Below are 15,796 nucleotides of genomic sequence, written 5' to 3' on the forward strand. Positions count from 1 at the left end.
GGAGACAAGACCATGGGTGCATCCGACTTTTCCAAGCTTCCGCACATCGGTGAATCGCTTCGCCGCAAGGAAGACTACCGTTTTCTGACCGGCGCCGGCCAGTACACCGACGACGTGGTGCTGGCCGCGCAGAGCCATGCCGTGTTCCTGCGTTCGCCGCACGCGCATGCGCGCATCGTCAGCATCAACATCGACGCCGCCAAGGCGGCGCCCGGCGTGCTGGGTGTGTTCGTCGGCACCGACGTGGCGGCCGACAATATCAACGGCCTGCCCTGCGGCTGGCTCATCACCAGCACCGATGGCCAGCCCATGAAGGAGCCGCCGCACCCCATCCTGGCGCAGGGCAAGGTGCGTTACGTGGGCGACCAGGTGGCCATGGTCGTGGCGCTCACGCAGCAGCAGGCACGCGATGCGGCCGAGCTGGTGGAGGTGGATTACGACGTGCTGCCCGCCGTGGTCAGCGTGGCCGATGCTGCGGCCGGCAAGGTGGCCGGTGCCGGCCTGCACGATGCCGCAGCCGACAACCACTGCTACAAGTGGGCGATTGGCGACAAGGGCGCGGTGGATTCGGTGTTCGCCAATGCCGCGCACGTGACGCAGCTCGATCTGGTGAACAACCGCCTGATCCCCAATGCGATGGAGCCGCGCACGGCCATCGGCTCGTACAGCCGCGCCAACGACGAATACACACTCTATGTGAGCAACCAGAACCCGCACGTCGAACGCCTGCTGATGACCGCCTTCGTGATGGGCCTGCCCGAGCACAAGGTGCGCGTGATCGCGCCCGACGTGGGTGGCGGCTTCGGCTCCAAGATCTTTCTGTATGCCGAGGACGTGTGCCTGACCTGGGCCGCCAAGAAGCTCAACCGCAACATCAAATGGGTGGCCGACCGCAGCGAGTCCTTCCTGACGGACGCGCATGGCCGCGACCATGTGAGCCATGCCGAGATGGCCATGGACAAGGACGGCAAGTTCCTGGCCATGCGCGTGCACACCGATGCCAACATGGGCGCCTACCTGTCCACCTTTGCCAGCGCCGTGCCCACCATCCTCTACGCCACGCTGCTGGCCGGGCAGTACACCACGCCGCAGGTCTACGTGGAGGTGGACGCCTGGTTCACCAACACCTCTCCGGTCGATGCCTACCGCGGCGCGGGTCGGCCCGAGGCCACCTACCTGCTCGAACGCCTGGTCACCCGCTGCGCCTGGGAGCTGGGCCTGTCGCAGGACGAGATCCGCAAGCGCAACTTCATCACCACCTTCCCCTACCAGACCCCGGTGGCGCTGCAGTACGACGTGGGCGACTACCACGCCTGCATGAACCAGGCGCAGGAGCTGGCCGACGTGGCCGGCTTCGAGGCGCGCAAGAGCGCCAGCGCCGCCAAGGGCCTGCTGCGCGGCATGGGCTACAGCAGCTACATCGAGGCCTGCGGCATCGCCCCGTCGAACATCGCCGGGGCCCTGGGCGCGCGCGCCGGCCTGTTCGAATGCGGCGAGGTGCGCGTGCACCCCACGGGCAGCGTGACGGTGTTCACCGGCTCGCACAGCCATGGCCAGGGGCACGAGACCACCTTTGCGCAGGTGGTGGCCGCGCGCCTGGGCATCCCGGTGGAGAACGTGGACATCGTGCACGGCGACACGGGTCGCGTGCCCTTCGGCATGGGCACCTACGGCTCGCGCTCCATCAGCGTGGGCGGCGCGGCCATCATGAAGGCGCTGGACAAGATCGAGGCCAAGGCCAAGAAGATCGCCGCCCACCTGATGGAGGCCAGCGACGCCGACATCGACTTCAGCGGCGGCGAGTTCACCGTGCGCGGCACGGACAAGAAGATCCCCTTCGGCCAGGTGGCGCTCACGGCCTATGTGCCGCACAACTACCCGCTCGACAAGCTCGAACCGGGCCTGAACGAGACGGCCTTCTACGATCCGACGAACTTCACCTTCCCGGCCGGCACCTACATCTGCGAGGTGGAGGTGGACCCGATGACCGGCTCCACCCGGGTGGACCGCTTCACGGCGGTGGACGACTTCGGAACCATCATCAACCCGATGATCGTTGAGGGCCAGGTGCATGGCGGGCTGGTGCAGGGCATCGGCCAGGCGCTGATGGAAAACTGCGTGTACGACCGCGAGACCGGCCAGTTGCTTACCGGCAGCTTCATGGACTACGCCATGCCTCGCGCCGACGACTTTCCCGAGTTCAAGCTCGGCCATGTCTGCACCCCCTGCACGCACAACCCGCTAGGTACCAAGGGCTGCGGCGAGGCCGGAGCCATCGGCTCGCCGCCAGCGGTGATCAATGCCTTGCTCGACGCCCTGCGCCCGCTGGGTGTCAAGGATTTCGACATGCCGGCCTCTCCTCACCGCGTGTGGGATGCCATTCAAAGTGCCAAGGCCTGAGGAGAAGCACCATGTACGCATTCACTTATGAAACCCCGGCCAGCGTGGCCGATGCAGCGCGCCTGACAGCGGCCGGCGGCAAGCCCATCGCGGGCGGGCAGAGCCTGCTGCCTTCCATGCGGTTGCGCCTGGCCAACCCGGGCCAGATCATCGACCTCAATGGCATTCCAGAGCTGGCGGGCATTCGCCGCGAAGGCAATGCCCTGGTGATCGGCGCAATGGCGCGGCACATGGACGTGGCCGGCAGCGCGGACGTCAAGGCCGCCATCCCGGCCCTGGCCGACCTGGCCGCACACATCGGCGACCGCCAGGTGCGCGCCCGCGGCACGCTGGGCGGGTCGGTGGCCAACAACGACCCCGCCGCCTGCTACCCCAGCGCTGTGCTGGCCCTGGGGGCCACCGTCATCACCGACCAGCGCGAGATCGCGGCGGACGACTTCTTCGTGGGCATGTACACCACGGCGCTGCAGGAGGGCGAACTGATCACCGCGATCCGCTTCCCTATCCCGAAGCGCGCGGCCTACCTCAAGTTCAAGCAGGCGGCCTCGCGCTTCTCGCTGGTGGGCGTGTTCGTGGCGCAGACCGATGCCGGCGTGCGCGTGGCCGTGACCGGCGCCGCCAGCAGCGTGTTCCGCCAGCAGGCACTGGAGGCCGCGCTGAGCAAGGACTTCTCGGTGGCCTCGGCCGCCGCGGTCAAGGTGGACGCCAGCGACCTGAACACCGACATCCATGCCAGCGCCATCTACCGTGCCAACCTGATCAGCGTGCAGACGCAGCGGGCCGTGGCGCAGATGCTGGGCTGACGCCTTGCCACCCGAGCTGGCCTCCATCGACGACCTGGTGCAGGCCCTGCAGCGTGTGGGCTATTTCGCCGACCGGCGCCTGGCGACCGCCGTGTTCCTGGCCCTGCGACTGCAGCGCCCGTTGCTGCTCGAAGGCGAGCCCGGCGTGGGCAAGACGGCGCTGGCGCAGGCCCTGTCCCGGGTGCTCTCGCGCAGCCTGATCCGCCTGCAGTGCTACGACGGGCTGGAACAGCGCGAGGCACTGTACGAGTGGAACTATGCAGCGCAGCTACTCCACATGCGCGCAGCAGAACTCGCGCCGGGGGGCGCCAGGGACATCGAAGCCGAGGTCTACCAGGAGCGCTACCTGATCCGCCGCCCCTTGCTGCAGGCGCTGCAGGCCCCCGCACCCGGCGCCGTGCTGCTGATCGACGAGGTGGACCGGGCCGACGAGCCCTTCGAGGCATTCTTGCTCGAATACCTGGGCGAGTACCAGGTCAGCATTCCCGAGATCGGCACCGTGCGCGCTGGTGCCACGCCCGTCACCTTGCTCACCAGCAACCGCACGCGCGACCTGCACGATGCCGTCAAGCGCCGCTGCCTGTACCACTGGCTCGACTACCCCGAGCGCGAGCGCGAGCTGGCCATTGTGCGCGCCCAGGTGCCCGGCGCCAGCGAAGCCCTGGCCGCCCAGGTGGCCGACTTCGTGCACCGGCTGCGCAGCCAGCCGTTTGCCAATGCCTTCCAGCGCGCGCCCGGCATCGCAGAGAGCGTGGAATGGGCCAAGGCGCTGGTGGCGCTCGACACCCTGGTGGTGGACCCCGAGATCGTCTCCGACACCGCCGGCATTCTGTTCAAGCAGCGCGAGGATGTGGCGGCGCTCACGAGGGACATGGCGGCAGAGTTGCTGAAACCGGTGGAAGAAGCGGGCTGACATGACTCTTGCTCCGTCCGCCGCAACGGTCTCCCAGCTCGGCGATGCGCGCACCGGCAAGCTGGCCGACAACCTCACGGGCTTTGGCCGCACCCTGCGCCGCGCCGGGGTGCGCGTGGACGCCGCGCGCATGGCGCTGGCCCAGCAGGCGGTGATGCTGGTGGGCATGCAACGCCAGGATTTCGCAGCCGCGCTGGAGACCGTGCTGGTCAGCCGCGAGCAGGACCGCCTGGTGTTCCGCGAGCTGTTTGACGCCTACTTCAAGAACCCCAACGTCGCGCAGAAACTGCTGGCGCAGATGATGCCCAGCGCCGAATCGAAGGCTGAGCCCGTGAAACGCCGCCCGCGCGTGAGCGAGGCGCTGGCGCCCGTGCGTGCTGCACGCAACGCCCCGCCCCGCGAGGAGGACAAGGTCGATTTCGACGCCGCGATGTCTGCCAGCGACGTGCAGCGGCTGCGCCAAGCCGATTTCAACCAGCTCTCGGCCAGCGAGTACCGGCTGGTGGCGCAGCTCGCGCGCGAGATTCCTTTGCCGCTGCCCGACTTTGCTGCGCGACGCACCCGGCCCGGAGCGCGCGGCAGCCGCCCGCACTGGCCCGGCGCCATGCACCAGGCGGCGCGCACGGGCGGTGAATTCCTGCGGGTGCCGCTGCTGCAGCGCCGCCGCCAGCCCTTGCCGCTTCTGGCGCTGGTGGACGTGTCGGGCTCCATGGAACGCTATGCACGGCTGCTTCTGGCCTTTTTGCACGCCGCCACGGCGCCGCGCCGCGCAGGCGCGCTGCGCCGCGACGTGTTCGCCTTCGGCACCGGCCTCACGGACCTGACCCCGGCCTTTCGCCTGGCCGACACCGATGCCATGCTGGAGGCCGCCAGCCACGCCATCGACGATTTTGCCGGCGGCACCCGCATGGGCGAGAGCCTGCGCAGCCTGCGGCTGCGCCACGCGCGCCGGCTGGTGGGTCGGCGCACGCTGGTGCTGCTCATCACCGATGGCCTGGATACGGGCGCGCCCGAACTGCTGGGGCAGGAGCTCGCCTGGCTGCGCCGCCACTGCGCGCGCCTGCTGTGGCTCAACCCACTGCTGCGTTTTGAGGGGTATGTGCCAGCGGCACGCGGTGCATCGGTGCTGCACCGCGAGGCGCACGGTATGCTGGCCGTGCACAACCTGAGCCGCCTGCAGGACCTGGCCGGCAGCCTGGCGGCCGTACTGCGGCAATGACGGCCCCGGCCTGACCGAATCACCGAGGAAGATCACCATGGAAATGCAAGCCAGCCGCCCCCTTGCCGCCAGCCAGAGCCAGGCCTGGGAGGCGCTCAATGACCCCGAGGTGCTCAAGCTGTGCATTCCCGGCTGCGAAAAGATCGAGCCCACGGGCGAGAACCAGTACAGCGTGGCCATGGCGCTCAAGATCGGGCCGGTGTCGGCCAAGTTCGCGGGCAAGATCACGCTGTCCGACATCGTGCCGCCCGAAAGCTACACCATCGCCTTCGATGGATCGGGCGGCGTGGCCGGCTTCGGCAAGGGCAATGCCCAGGTGAGGCTCGCGCCGTTGCCGCCCGAAGGCGGGCAGGAGCACTGCGAACTGCACTACACCGTGCATGCCACCGTGGGCGGCAAGATCGCCCAGTTGGGCCAGCGCCTGATCGACGGCGCCGCCAAGGGCATGGCCGAGGACTTCTTCAAGCGCTTCGACAACGAGATGCAGCGCCGCCACCCGCCCGCCCAGGGGGAGAGCGATGCCGATCCCCCCGACACCGTGCCCGCTGAGATCCCCACCCAGCCGGGCGAGGACGCCGGGCCGCCGAGCGGCTTTGTCCAGAGCCAGCGCGCCGGCCTGCAGGCCGCAGGCGGGGCAGACGCTCCCAGCGGCGGCGTTCCCGTCTGGGTCTGGGTGGCGGGTGCTGCGGCACTGGTGGCCCTGGCCTGGTGGCTGAACTAAGAAGGTATGAACGAACCCGCCATGCCCGCTCATCCCGCCAAAACACGCGCGCTCGTCGTTGCAAATGCTCGCCATAGCCCGAGCTATGGCTGTGCTTTGCGCCTAGATCGCACGCGTTGTGGCAGCCTGCTCGGACACGCCGGATTCATTCACACCTTCTGAGCTTTCCCTCTGGCGCACGGAACCGGCGGGCCTTGGGCACAATCTACGCACGATGACGATGGAAAACCTCGATGTGATGGTGTTGCGCTCCCTGCACGGCTGGCGTGCCGCCGGGCGGCGTGCGCTGCTGGCCACGGTGGTACGCACCTGGGGGTCATCCCCCCGGCCCGTTGGTTCGATCATGGCGCTGTGCGACGACGGTGCGGTGGTGGGCTCGGTCTCGGGCGGCTGCATCGAGGACGACCTGATCGACCGCCACACCCGCGCCTACGCGCAGGAGCGTGCCGGTGCCACGGGGCATGAGCACCGCATTCCCCATGGCCCGCCGTCCTTCGCCAAGTACGGCATCACGGCCGACGAGGCACACCGCTTCGGCCTGCCCTGCGGCGGCACACTGGAACTGCTGCTCGAATACGACCCCGATCCCGCCGGCCTCGCCGAGCTGATCGCCGCGCTCGACGCCGGCCGGCTGGTGCAGCGCACCGTGCGCCTGGCCGATGGCGCAGCCACCCTGGCCATGGCGACCGAGCCCGCCGAACTGGCCGTGGATGCACAGCAACTGACCAATACCTTCGGCCCCGAGTACCGCATGCTCATCATCGGTGCCGGGCAGATGGCCGAGTACCTGGCCACCATGGCCTTGTTCAACGGTTTCGCCGTGACCGTGTGCGACCCGCGCGAGGAATACCGCCATGGCTGGAAGGTGCCTGGTGCCACCCTGGTGAGCGACATGCCCGACGACGTGGTGGTGCAGTTCAAGCCCGACCGGCGCAGCTGCGTGGTGGCGCTCACGCACGACCCCAAGCTCGACGACCTGGCCCTGCTTGAAGCCCTGTCCTCCGAAGCCTTCTACGTGGGCGGCATCGGCTCGCGGCGCAACAACGATGCGCGCCGCGCGCGCATGATCGAGCACTTCGAGCAGACCGAACAGAGCCTGGCGCGCCTGCGCGGGCCCATCGGCATCTACATCGGCAGCAAGACCCCGCCCGAGATCGCCGTGAGCGTGATGGCCGAGATCCTGGCCGTGAAGAACGGCGTTGCCCTGCCGCGCGTGATGGAGGTCGGCCAGGCCAAGAACGACCGGGATGTGGCGCACAACGATCCCGGGCCACTGGTCTGCGCGGTGGGCCGCTGACCGTTTCAGCGGCTGCGGTCCTGCAGCTCCCGCTGTACATGCTGCAGCAGCCCCTCGCAGGCATCCTCCACCAGGTCCAGCACATCATCGAAGCCCGTGGCGCCGCCGTAGTAGGGGTCGGGAACCACAGGGCTTTGCATGTGCAGGCAGAACTCCGTGAGGCGCCTGAGCTTGTGCGCGTGCCCGGGCGGGCACAGCTCCTGCGCCATGGCCAGGTTGTCCCAGTCCATGGCGAGGACCAGGTCGTGCGCGGCAAAGTCGGCCAGCAGCATCTGCCGCGCCCTCAGGTCCGACAGGTCGTAGCCGCGCCGTGAGGCATGGCGCTGCGAGCGGTGGTCCGGCGGCTCGCCCGGGTGGTAGTTGTGCGTGCCGGCCGAATCCACGCGCACCCGGTCGGCCAGGCCGGCCGCCTGCACGCGGTGGCGGAACACGCCGTGCGCGGTGGGGCTGCGGCAGATGTTCCCCATGCAGAGAAAAAGAACGGAGTAGCCTGCCGCGGTTGGTTGCTGTGCCATGTGTGTGCCCCTCATGCAAAACGGCCCGCGTGGGGCCGTTCTGGAGTGTCGCATGGCAGGCGATCAGGCGTGTGCCTCCTGGCGCTTGGCATCGTGGTACGCAAGAGTCCCGCGGGTCACCACGCTGTCGCCGGGCAGCACCGCGCCCGCATCGTGTTCCGGGGCCCCCTTCAGCCGGTCGTAGATCGGCGCGAAGTCGATCTTGGCCAGTTCCAGCAGCTCGTCCAGGTGGCCCAGCACGAAGTAGGTTTCCTGGAAATCGTCGATGCGGTAGTTGGTCTGCATCACCCGCTCCAGGTCAAAGCGCACGCGGTTGGGCGAATCGCTCTCGACCGAGAAGCGCGTCTCGCTCGCCGACGAGGCAATGCCCGCGCCATAGATGCGCAGGCCGTCGCTCTGCTGCACCAGGCCGAACTCCACCGTGTACCAGTAGACCCGGGCCAGCTTCTCCAGCACGCCCAGGCGGTAGGCTCTGAGGCCGCCTTCGCCATAGGCCTGGATGTAGTCGGCGATCACCGGGTTCATCAGCATCGGCACATGGCCGAACACGTCGTGGAAGACATCAGGCTCTTCCAGGTAGTCGAGCTCATGCGGCTTGCGGATGAACTGACCCGCAGGAAAGCGCCGGTTGGCCAGGTGCTCGAAGAACACCTCGTCAGGCACCAGGCCGGGCACGGCCACCACTTCCCAGCCGGTTCGCTTCTTGAGCACCTTGGACATCTGCTCGAAGTCGGGAATCTGCTCGGGGCCAATGGGCAGGTCCTGCATACCGCGGATGAACTCGTCGCAGGCGCGCCCGGGCAGCAGTTTCGACTGCCGGTCAAACAGGGTGCGCCACACGCCGTGCTCTTCCTTCGTGTAGTTGGCCCAGCCCTGGTCGATGGTCCAGTCGGGGCGCTCCGGGGCTTGAGCCTCTCCGGCCGCCAGCCCGTGCTTGGCGGTTTCCTTGAGTTGCTGCTGCAGCATGCCTGTCTCCTATGCGGCGGCTGGGGCTGCCGCGATGCGGTTCATAAGCCGGGCCATCTCGATATCCTTGCCCGAGATGCCGTCCACGTCGTGCGTGGTCAGCGTGACCGACACGCGGTGGTAGACGTTGGACCACTCGGGGTGGTGGTTCATGCGCTCCGCATGCAGGGCGACCTGGGCCATGAAGCCGAAGGCCTGCACGAAGTCGGCGAACTGGAACTCCTTGGTGATCAGGCCGCCGCGCCCCTCGGCATGCGTCCAGCCGGCCAGGGAGGGCAGTTGCGCTGCCAGCTCCTCGGGCGTGAGCTTCATGCCGTTTCCTTGGCGGGGGCCTTGTCGGTGGCGGTGAGCACGCCGCGGTTGATCTGGTCGCGCTCCAGCGATTCGAACAGCGCCTTGAAGTTGCCTTCGCCAAAGCCTTCGCGGTAGTTGCCCTTGCGCTCGATGAACTCGAAGAACACCGGGCCCAGCATGGGCTGCGAGAAGATCTGCAGCAGCAGGCGCGGCTGGCCGCCTTCGGTCGTGCCGTCCAGCAGGATGCCGCGGGCCTGCAGCTCGCCCACCGACTGGCCGTGGCCGGGCAGGCGGTTTTCCAGGTTCTCGTAGTAGACCTCGTTGGGCGCGGTCAGCAAGGGGATGCCGGCCATCTGCAACTGGTCGATGGATTCGAGCAGGTTGTCGGTCAGCAGCGCGATGTGCTGGATGCCCTCGCCGTTGAACTGCATCAGGAACTCTTCGATCTGGCCCCCGCCCTGGCGCGATTCCTCGTTCAGCGGGATGCGGATCAGGCCGTCCGGTGCTGTCATGGCCTTGGAGGTCAGGCCCGTGTACTCGCCCGAGATGTCGAAATAGCGGATTTCGCGGAAGTTGAACAGCTTGGTGTAGAAGTCGGCCCAGTAGGACATGCGGCCGCGGTACACGTTGTGCGTGAGGTGGTCCACCACCTGAAAGCCGTGGCCCTTGGGGTGCAGGTCCACGCCGGGCAAAAACTCGAAGTCGATGTCGTAAATGGACTTGCCGTCCTCGAAGCGGTCGATCAGGTACAGCGGCGCACCGCCGATGCCCTTGATCGCGGGCAGGCGCAGCTCCATCGGGCCGGTGGGGATCTCGATGGGCTGGGCACCGAGTTCGAGCGCCCGGTTGTAGGCCTTGTGGGCATCGCGCACCCGGAACGCCAGCCCGCAGGCCGCGGCGCCATGCTCGCCGGCAAAGTAGGCAGCGGTGCCTGGCTCGTTGTTGACGATGAAGTTGATGCCGCCCTGGCGGTACAGCAGCACGTTCTTGGAGCGGTGCTTGGCAACCAGCGAAAAGCCCATCTTCTCGAACATGGGTTCCAGCAAGCCGGGCTTGGGCGAAGAGAACTCCACGAACTCAAAGCCGCACAGGCCCATGGGGTTGTCAAACAGGTCGGTCATACATCGTCTCCAAAATGAGCAGCCGTTGGTTGGCTGAGGGGGTATGGAGACTGTAGAGACTGTGGGGCGCAGTTATCTTGCAAGTTCAAGACGCCAAGGGCTGGTATGCGCTCGATTCATGCGAAAAATCAAGTGCAGAGCATGTGAAAAGCTCTTAATGCCCAATTGGCGCAAAGTTGCTGCTTGTTCGGGCGGCGAGCTCCTTGCGTGAGAAGCCCTGCCGCCATGTCGGCATCGCTGGGCGCCGAGCGCCCTGGATTCCCGGCTCAGCCCATGACCACCGGGCCACCCTTCTGGATGCCGCGCTGGTAGGCAGGACGTGCCTCCATGCGCTTCTTGTAGGCCAGAATGTTCGGGCAAGTGCTGGCCTTGCTGGAGCGCGACAGGGCCGCCTCCACCGCAAAGCTCATCTGGAAGTCGGCCATCGTCAGGTGCTCGCCCGCGAACCAGGTGTGCTGGCCCAGGTGAGCCTCCATGAAGTCCATGGCCGTGTTCACGTTCGGGTCCACCACCTTGTCGAGCACCTTGCCGCACAGCGCCTTGGCGATGGGCTTGACGAAGAAGGGCATGGGCTGGCGCGGGATGGTCATGAACACCAGCTTCATCACCAGCCAGTTCATGAGCGAGCCTTCGGCGTAGTGCATCCAGAAGCGGCACTGGCGGTACTCGGGCGTGCCGCGCACAGGCTGCAGATGGGCCAGGTCGCCACCGGCCTGCGCACCATAGGTCTCCACCAGGTACTCGACGATGGCGCCGGACTCGGCGATCACCTCGTCGCCATCGGTGATCACGGGCGACTTGCCCAGGGGGTGGATCTTCTTGAGCTCGGCCGGGGCCAGCTTGGTGGCCTTGTCGCGCTGGTAGATCTTGAGCTCGTAGGGCACGCCCAGTTCTTCGAGCAGCCAGAGGACGCGCTGCGAGCGCGAGGTTTCAAGGTGGTGGACGGTGATCATGCGCGCATCTTAGGCGCTGTTGCCGATGCTTTGGGCGCCCTTTGTGTCGCCTGGGCGATGCTGGCGCCAATCTGGCCCTGTGTCTGGCGGTTCAGCCCCTTGTGTGCAGGGAGGGGTGCTCGCGCAGGTAGCGTGCAATCGCCTGCAGCACGCTGGTGAGGTCGCGCTGCACCGTGTCGAAGTGCGCGCCGCGCTCGCGGCTGGCCTCGTCCATGTAGACCGGCCGGCGTATCTCCACCTGCATGCTGTGCCGCTGGTGCGCGGGCTGGCCGATGCGGGCGATGAGCTGCACGCCCTTGTAGGGGTCGTTGCGGGCCACAGTGTAGCCGCGGGACTTGAGCTCCTTTTCCACCAGGTCGACGAACGCCGGTTCGCAGGTGGTGCCATCGCGGTCGCCCAGCACGAAGTCGGCCAGCGGGTGTGGGCTGTCTATCTGCAGCCGCTCGTAGGCGTTGTTGGGCATGGAATGCAGGTTCAGGTGCCAGACGGCGCCGAATTGCACATGCGCCTGGCCGATGGCGGCTGCCAGCGCTGCATGGTAGGGCTGGTAGCAGCGCGTTATGCGTGCCTGCACCTCGGCCACCGTGAGCTTGCGGTCGTAGATGGGCGTGGTGGCGTTCACGTTGCGCCAGATGAGGCCGTAGCCCAGGCGCGTCTTTTCGCCCGGGGCCAGCGGCTCGGGCCAGGGCGCGTCCAGCAAGGTCGGGTCCAGGTCGTCGAGCGTGCGGTTGGCATCGATGTAACTGCGCGGGAAGTGCGCCTGCAGCAAGCTGGCGCCCACCTCCGGTGCGGCCTGCCACAGGGCCTCGACATGCGTGTCTTCGGCCGCGCGCAGCAGGGCGCGGGGTACCGCGTGGCCAAAATCCGCAGGGTAGGCAGTGCCGCTGTGCGGCGAGTCGCAGACCAGGGGGATGGCCGGCGCCACCGGCGTGTGCAGGGTGAAGGTGGGGGCATCGCTGTGCAGGTCCATGTGCATCATTCCGCGGTCAATTTGGCGACCTTGGCCACGCGCGCATAGCGGTCCAGCGCCTGGCGAATCTGTACGCCGAACTGCGCGGGGGTGCCCGGGATCAACGTGGCGCCGGCCTCGTCCATCTTCTTGATGAAGTCGGGGTGCTTCATGGCCGCGTGGATCGCCTGGTTGAGCCGGTTGACCACGGGCGCGGGCGTGCCGGCCGGTGCCACGACACCGAACCAGCCGCCCGCGCCCATTTCCTTGAAACCCAGGTCGCCGTAGGTTGGCACATCGGGCAGCAGGGGCGAGCGGGTCTCGGAGAGCACTGCCAATGCCCGCAAGCGGCCCGCCTTGATATGCGGCAGCGCCGAGGGCAGGTTGTCGGTGATGCCGTCGACCTGGCCGGCCACGGCGTCGTTGAGCGCCATGCCCGCGCCCTTGTAGGGAATGTGCAATAGCTGGATCTTGGCCAGGCTGGAGAAATGCTCCACGTTGGCATGCCCAAGCGAGCCGGTGCCCGGGGATGCGAAGTTGTACTTGCCCGGGTTGGCCCTGGCCAGCGCGATGAACTCCTGCATGGTCCGGGCCGGGAAATTGGCGTTCACCGCGAACACGCTGGGCACCGTGGCCACGTTGGACACCGGGGCGAAATCCTTCACCGGGTCGTACTTCATGCGGTTGCCGTAGGCCGCTGCGTTGGAGCCGTGCGTGCTCATGGTGGCCATGCCCAGGGTGTAGCCGTCGGCGCGGGCCTTGGCCACCTGCTCCATGCCCAGCGAGCCGCCGGCGCCGGCCTTGTTCTCCACCACGATGGGCTGGCCGAGTTCGCGCCCTGCGAATTCGGCAATCAGCCGTGCCGCCAGGTCGGTGGAGCCGCTGGGTGCAAAGGGCACGATCAGCTTGATCGGCCGGTCCGGGTAGCCGGCCTGTGCGTGAACCGCGCCAGCCAGCGGTGCCAGCGCCAGGGCCAACAGGGCGGCCCGGCGGCTGAGGGAGGAAGGGAGGCGGATGCTTGCCATGGTGGGGGTTCTTTCGGTGGCCAAAGGGTGCTGGCAGTCTCTGGCGAACGGTGATCACCCGCAAACGACACTCCGGCATTCCTGTATTACCATTGGTCATACACCACCCCAGCCTTGCTGCACCATGCGCCTGCATTCGCCATCGATGTCCGAGTTGCACGCCTTCGTCACCGTGGTGCGCACGGGCAGCTTTTCGCGCGCTGCGGACGAGCTGTGCGTGACTCAGGGCGCCATCAGCCGGGCGGTGGCGCGGCTGGAGGGCCATTACGGCAAGGTGCTGCTCAAGCGCAGTTCCCAGCAGATGCTGCTGACCGCATCAGGCGAACAGTTGTTGGCGGCCGTGCGCGAGCCGCTGGCAGCGATCGAGGCGGCCAGCGAGGCCCTGCGCGTGGGGCCCGCGCGCACCACGGAACTGGTGCTGTCCGTGGTGCCCACGCTGGCCAGCGTATGGCTGGTGCCGCGCCTGCCGGATTTCCAGGCGCGTCACCCGGATGTGCGCGTGCGTTTCGTTCCCTACCGCAAGGACGAGGACTTCTCGGGCCCCACGCCGCATGCCGCCATCCTCACAGGCCTGGGGGCGGCGCAGTGGCCCGGGTGGGAGTGCGACTACGTCATCGGCCGCGAGGTCGTGCCGGTGTGCCACCCTGCGCGTGCGGCAAGGCAGCAGTGGCAGCATCCGGCCGACCTGGCCTCTGAGCCGCTGCTGGCCCATTCCACCTCGCCCGGCAACTGGGCGCAGTGGCTGCGGGCCGCAGGCGCCGCAGGGGCCGAGCCCGAGCTGTCGACGGTGTTCGACCAGGTGTCCATCCTGGTCCAGGCGGCCATGGCCGACATGGGCGTTGCGCTGGTGCAGCGCTGCCTGGTGCGGGCCGAAATCGATGCCGGCCGTTTGGTCACGCCGTTCGATCTGCCGATCACCCTGCAGCGCGGCTACTTCCTGTGCCGCCTGCCCGGGCGCCGGGCGGCGGCCAGCCTACCGGTTTTTCGCCAATGGCTGCTGGACAGGGCCCGTGAGGACATCGCCTCGATGCCCGCGTGAGCGGGTCCATGCCCGTGCCTGCATGGCGCACCAAGCAAAAAGCCCTCTCGCGAGGGCTTTTTTGCAGGGGCCGGCCGCAGCCTGCCCGTGGCGATCTGGCGATCAGCCGCCCTTCTTGGAGCGCTTGCCAGGGTTCTTCTTGCTGCGCGTGGCGACGCCGCGCTCCAGGCTCACGCGCTGGCCGCGACCTGGGGTGGCCAGGTTGTAGCCGGGCACTGGCGTAGGGCGGGGGGTGCGCTTGCGGTCTGCTTCGGTGACGATCTTGTTGCCCATGGGAATTCTCTGGAAAAGATGGTGGAAAAACGTGTATTAGGCCATAGGTCGGGCTGGATGCAGAAAATGAAGCCTTTTTCGCACCGGTGACAGAGTGGTGTTGGATGCCTCAATTGCCGGTGAACCGGGTGGCAAACGCAGCCCCGTGGTCGGTGGAAAGCGCCTCGCGGCAGTGGTGCGGCAGCACGAAACCGCGGCCCGCATCCTCCACGGCCTTGGTGCGTATCACAGGCGGTTGTGCGCGCACGCCGCCGAAGATGGTGGCAAACGCCACGTCGGCCGCATCGCGCCCGGTGCCAAAGCGGATCAGCCCCATGGGAATTGCCGTGCCCGAGGGGTCGAACAGGTACCAGCGGTCACCCAGGTAGGCTTCCACGTAGGCATGGAAGTCTGGCGGGCCCAGGCTCGGGTCGGCGCCGTAGTCGGTGCCGGTGGTGAAGCGTGCGGGGATATTGATCGCGCGGCACAACGAAATCATCAGGTGGGCAAAGTCGCGGCAAACCCCCACCTGCTCGACCAGGGTGTCCACGGCCGAGGTGTTGGAGTTGGAGGTGTTGGACGTGAACGCCACATGCTTTTGCACCCAGTCGCGGATCGCCTGCACCCGGCTGTGGCCCTGCCACAGGGCGCCGAACTCGTTGAGCGCCAGGCGCAGCAGCCGGTCGGACTGGCAGTAGCGGCTGGGGTAGATGTAGCCCATCACCTCCTGCGGCAGCCGCCGCACGGGCACTTCGGCCAGCTGCATGGGGTCGGTGCGGTGGTGGGTGATGTCCACCGTGGCCGAGTACGCCACGCTCAGCGGCCCGGGCTCGCCATGCAAGCGCAGGTAGCGGTTGCCGGTGGCCGGGTCGGTGTGGATCTGCTGCGGAATGTTCTGGTTGATGACCAGGCGTTCGTTGCTGACGGCCTGGCTGGGCGTGTGCGCGGCGTGGATGTTGAACACGAAGTCGGCACCGTACTGGTCGATCTCGTAGTGTAGTTCGATCTCCAGTTCCATGCGCACCCGGGTGTTGGCCATGAAGGGCGCAGCCGTGGCCTGCATGGGCGTGCTCTGCATACCTTGCGACTGCTGTAGGTTGCTGGCAGCAGGTGTGACCGCAGTAGGCGACTCGTTGGCCGCTGCAAGGGGCAAGGGCGCCGTCATCGGGTTGAAGGGCGGGGCCATGGAAGAAGACGATTGCGCGAGCATGAAGTGAGCCTCTCTGGTGGGTGCAGCTCCGTCAGGCGCCGTGCGCCTGGCCTTGGGCTTTGCGTGGCCAGTGCAAGGCAACCCCTGCACACCGCTGCCATTGCAGGATAGGCGTTTAC

The 15,796-nt window shown here is 67.5% G+C and carries 16 protein-coding genes; 7 read left to right on the forward strand and 9 right to left on the reverse strand.

The window, feature by feature from the left end; translation table 11 throughout:
- The first annotated feature begins 12 nt into the window (after positions 1-12).
- The 6 genes from QYL93_RS19625 (at position 13) to QYL93_RS19650 (ending at position 7,353) form a co-directional block, all read left to right on the forward strand.
- Positions 13-2,400 (forward strand): xanthine dehydrogenase family protein molybdopterin-binding subunit, encoded by a 2,388-nt coding sequence (locus QYL93_RS19625; protein WP_305745218.1) that lies wholly within the window; start codon positions 13-15, stop codon positions 2,398-2,400.
- A gap of 11 nt (positions 2,401-2,411) precedes the next feature.
- A complete protein-coding gene (locus QYL93_RS19630; RefSeq protein ID WP_305745219.1) occupies positions 2,412-3,203 on the forward strand; it encodes a xanthine dehydrogenase family protein subunit M in 792 nt (263 codons plus the stop codon).
- A gap of 4 nt (positions 3,204-3,207) precedes the next feature.
- On the forward strand, positions 3,208-4,116 hold the full coding sequence (locus QYL93_RS19635; protein WP_305745220.1) for a MoxR family ATPase: 909 nt from the start codon (positions 3,208-3,210) through the stop codon (positions 4,114-4,116).
- A gap of 1 nt (position 4,117) precedes the next feature.
- Positions 4,118-5,335, forward strand: a complete 1,218-nt coding sequence (locus QYL93_RS19640) for a VWA domain-containing protein (protein ID WP_305745221.1) — start codon at positions 4,118-4,120, stop codon at positions 5,333-5,335.
- 37 nt (positions 5,336-5,372) lie between these two features.
- Positions 5,373-6,056, forward strand: coding sequence for a CoxG family protein (locus QYL93_RS19645; protein WP_305745222.1), 684 nt, complete (start codon positions 5,373-5,375; stop codon positions 6,054-6,056).
- A 220-nt stretch (positions 6,057-6,276) separates the two neighbouring features.
- Positions 6,277-7,353 (forward strand): XdhC family protein, encoded by a 1,077-nt coding sequence (locus tag QYL93_RS19650; RefSeq protein WP_305745275.1) that lies wholly within the window; start codon positions 6,277-6,279, stop codon positions 7,351-7,353.
- A 5-nt stretch (positions 7,354-7,358) separates the two neighbouring features.
- On the opposite strand, the gene QYL93_RS19655 is transcribed toward QYL93_RS19650, so the two are convergent.
- The 7 genes from QYL93_RS19655 to QYL93_RS19685 all read right to left on the reverse strand — a co-directional run bounded on the left by QYL93_RS19655 (position 7,359) and on the right by QYL93_RS19685 (position 13,176).
- On the reverse strand, positions 7,359-7,868 hold the full coding sequence (locus tag QYL93_RS19655; protein ID WP_305745223.1) for a low molecular weight protein-tyrosine-phosphatase: 510 nt from the start codon (positions 7,866-7,868) through the stop codon (positions 7,359-7,361).
- Between the two features lie 63 nt (positions 7,869-7,931).
- Positions 7,932-8,834, reverse strand: coding sequence for a phenylalanine 4-monooxygenase (gene phhA / locus QYL93_RS19660; protein ID WP_305745224.1), 903 nt, complete (start codon positions 8,832-8,834; stop codon positions 7,932-7,934).
- 9 nt (positions 8,835-8,843) lie between these two features.
- Entirely contained in the window at positions 8,844-9,146 is a 303-nt protein-coding gene (locus QYL93_RS19665; RefSeq protein ID WP_305745225.1) for a 4a-hydroxytetrahydrobiopterin dehydratase, read from the reverse strand.
- A complete protein-coding gene (gene hppD / locus QYL93_RS19670) occupies positions 9,143-10,249 on the reverse strand; it encodes a 4-hydroxyphenylpyruvate dioxygenase (protein ID WP_305745226.1) in 1,107 nt (368 codons plus the stop codon). Before hppD ends, QYL93_RS19665 begins: the two co-directional genes overlap by 4 nt.
- Positions 10,250-10,515: 266 nt before the next feature.
- Positions 10,516-11,202, reverse strand: coding sequence for a glutathione S-transferase family protein (locus QYL93_RS19675; RefSeq protein WP_305745227.1), 687 nt, complete (start codon positions 11,200-11,202; stop codon positions 10,516-10,518).
- 91 nt (positions 11,203-11,293) lie between these two features.
- On the reverse strand, positions 11,294-12,172 hold the full coding sequence (locus tag QYL93_RS19680) for an N-formylglutamate amidohydrolase (protein ID WP_305745228.1): 879 nt from the start codon (positions 12,170-12,172) through the stop codon (positions 11,294-11,296).
- Positions 12,173-12,177: 5 nt separating this feature from the next.
- Entirely contained in the window at positions 12,178-13,176 is a 999-nt protein-coding gene (locus QYL93_RS19685) for a tripartite tricarboxylate transporter substrate binding protein (protein ID WP_305745229.1), read from the reverse strand.
- 124 nt (positions 13,177-13,300) lie between these two features.
- Here QYL93_RS19685 and QYL93_RS19690 point away from each other — a divergent pair, with 124 nt between their 5' ends.
- Positions 13,301-14,215: a LysR substrate-binding domain-containing protein gene (locus tag QYL93_RS19690; protein ID WP_305745230.1), complete on the forward strand. Its 915-nt coding sequence runs from the start codon at positions 13,301-13,303 to the stop codon at positions 14,213-14,215.
- A gap of 102 nt (positions 14,216-14,317) precedes the next feature.
- Here QYL93_RS19690 and QYL93_RS19695 read toward each other — a convergent pair whose 3' ends face one another.
- The gene (locus QYL93_RS19695) at positions 14,318-14,488 is read right to left on the reverse strand and encodes a hypothetical protein (RefSeq protein ID WP_164470704.1); all 171 of its coding nucleotides are present in this window, start codon (positions 14,486-14,488) and stop codon (positions 14,318-14,320) included.
- Between the two features lie 109 nt (positions 14,489-14,597).
- The gene (locus QYL93_RS19700; RefSeq protein WP_305745276.1) at positions 14,598-15,506 is read right to left on the reverse strand and encodes a transglutaminase family protein; all 909 of its coding nucleotides are present in this window, start codon (positions 15,504-15,506) and stop codon (positions 14,598-14,600) included.
- Between the last annotated feature and the right edge of the window lie 290 nt (positions 15,507-15,796).

The organism is Acidovorax sp. A1169, assembly GCF_030704685.1.
Taxonomy (GTDB): domain Bacteria; phylum Pseudomonadota; class Gammaproteobacteria; order Burkholderiales; family Burkholderiaceae_C; genus Acidovorax.

What these genes read in the sequence shown, in the direction of transcription:
- QYL93_RS19625 (WP_305745218.1), top strand. Translation starts at nt 13, where the DNA reads ATGGGTGCATCCGACTTTTCCAAGCTTCCGCACATCGGTGAATCGCTT.
- QYL93_RS19630 (WP_305745219.1), top strand. Translation starts at nt 2,412, where the DNA reads ATGTACGCATTCACTTATGAAACCCCGGCCAGCGTGGCCGATGCAGCG.
- QYL93_RS19640 (WP_305745221.1), top strand. Translation starts at nt 4,118, where the DNA reads ATGACTCTTGCTCCGTCCGCCGCAACGGTCTCCCAGCTCGGCGATGCG.
- QYL93_RS19645 (WP_305745222.1), top strand. Translation starts at nt 5,373, where the DNA reads ATGGAAATGCAAGCCAGCCGCCCCCTTGCCGCCAGCCAGAGCCAGGCC.
- QYL93_RS19650 (WP_305745275.1), top strand. Translation starts at nt 6,277, where the DNA reads ATGGAAAACCTCGATGTGATGGTGTTGCGCTCCCTGCACGGCTGGCGT.
- QYL93_RS19655 (WP_305745223.1), bottom strand. Translation starts at nt 7,868, where the DNA reads ATGGCACAGCAACCAACCGCGGCAGGCTACTCCGTTCTTTTTCTCTGC.
- phhA (WP_305745224.1), bottom strand. Translation starts at nt 8,834, where the DNA reads ATGCTGCAGCAGCAACTCAAGGAAACCGCCAAGCACGGGCTGGCGGCC.
- QYL93_RS19665 (WP_305745225.1), bottom strand. Translation starts at nt 9,146, where the DNA reads ATGAAGCTCACGCCCGAGGAGCTGGCAGCGCAACTGCCCTCCCTGGCC.
- hppD (WP_305745226.1), bottom strand. Translation starts at nt 10,249, where the DNA reads ATGACCGACCTGTTTGACAACCCCATGGGCCTGTGCGGCTTTGAGTTC.
- QYL93_RS19675 (WP_305745227.1), bottom strand. Translation starts at nt 11,202, where the DNA reads ATGATCACCGTCCACCACCTTGAAACCTCGCGCTCGCAGCGCGTCCTC.
- QYL93_RS19680 (WP_305745228.1), bottom strand. Translation starts at nt 12,172, where the DNA reads ATGGACCTGCACAGCGATGCCCCCACCTTCACCCTGCACACGCCGGTG.
- QYL93_RS19685 (WP_305745229.1), bottom strand. Translation starts at nt 13,176, where the DNA reads ATGGCAAGCATCCGCCTCCCTTCCTCCCTCAGCCGCCGGGCCGCCCTG.
- QYL93_RS19690 (WP_305745230.1), top strand. Translation starts at nt 13,301, where the DNA reads ATGCGCCTGCATTCGCCATCGATGTCCGAGTTGCACGCCTTCGTCACC.
- QYL93_RS19695 (WP_164470704.1), bottom strand. Translation starts at nt 14,488, where the DNA reads ATGGGCAACAAGATCGTCACCGAAGCAGACCGCAAGCGCACCCCCCGC.
- QYL93_RS19700 (WP_305745276.1), bottom strand. Translation starts at nt 15,506, where the DNA reads ATGGCCAACACCCGGGTGCGCATGGAACTGGAGATCGAACTACACTAC.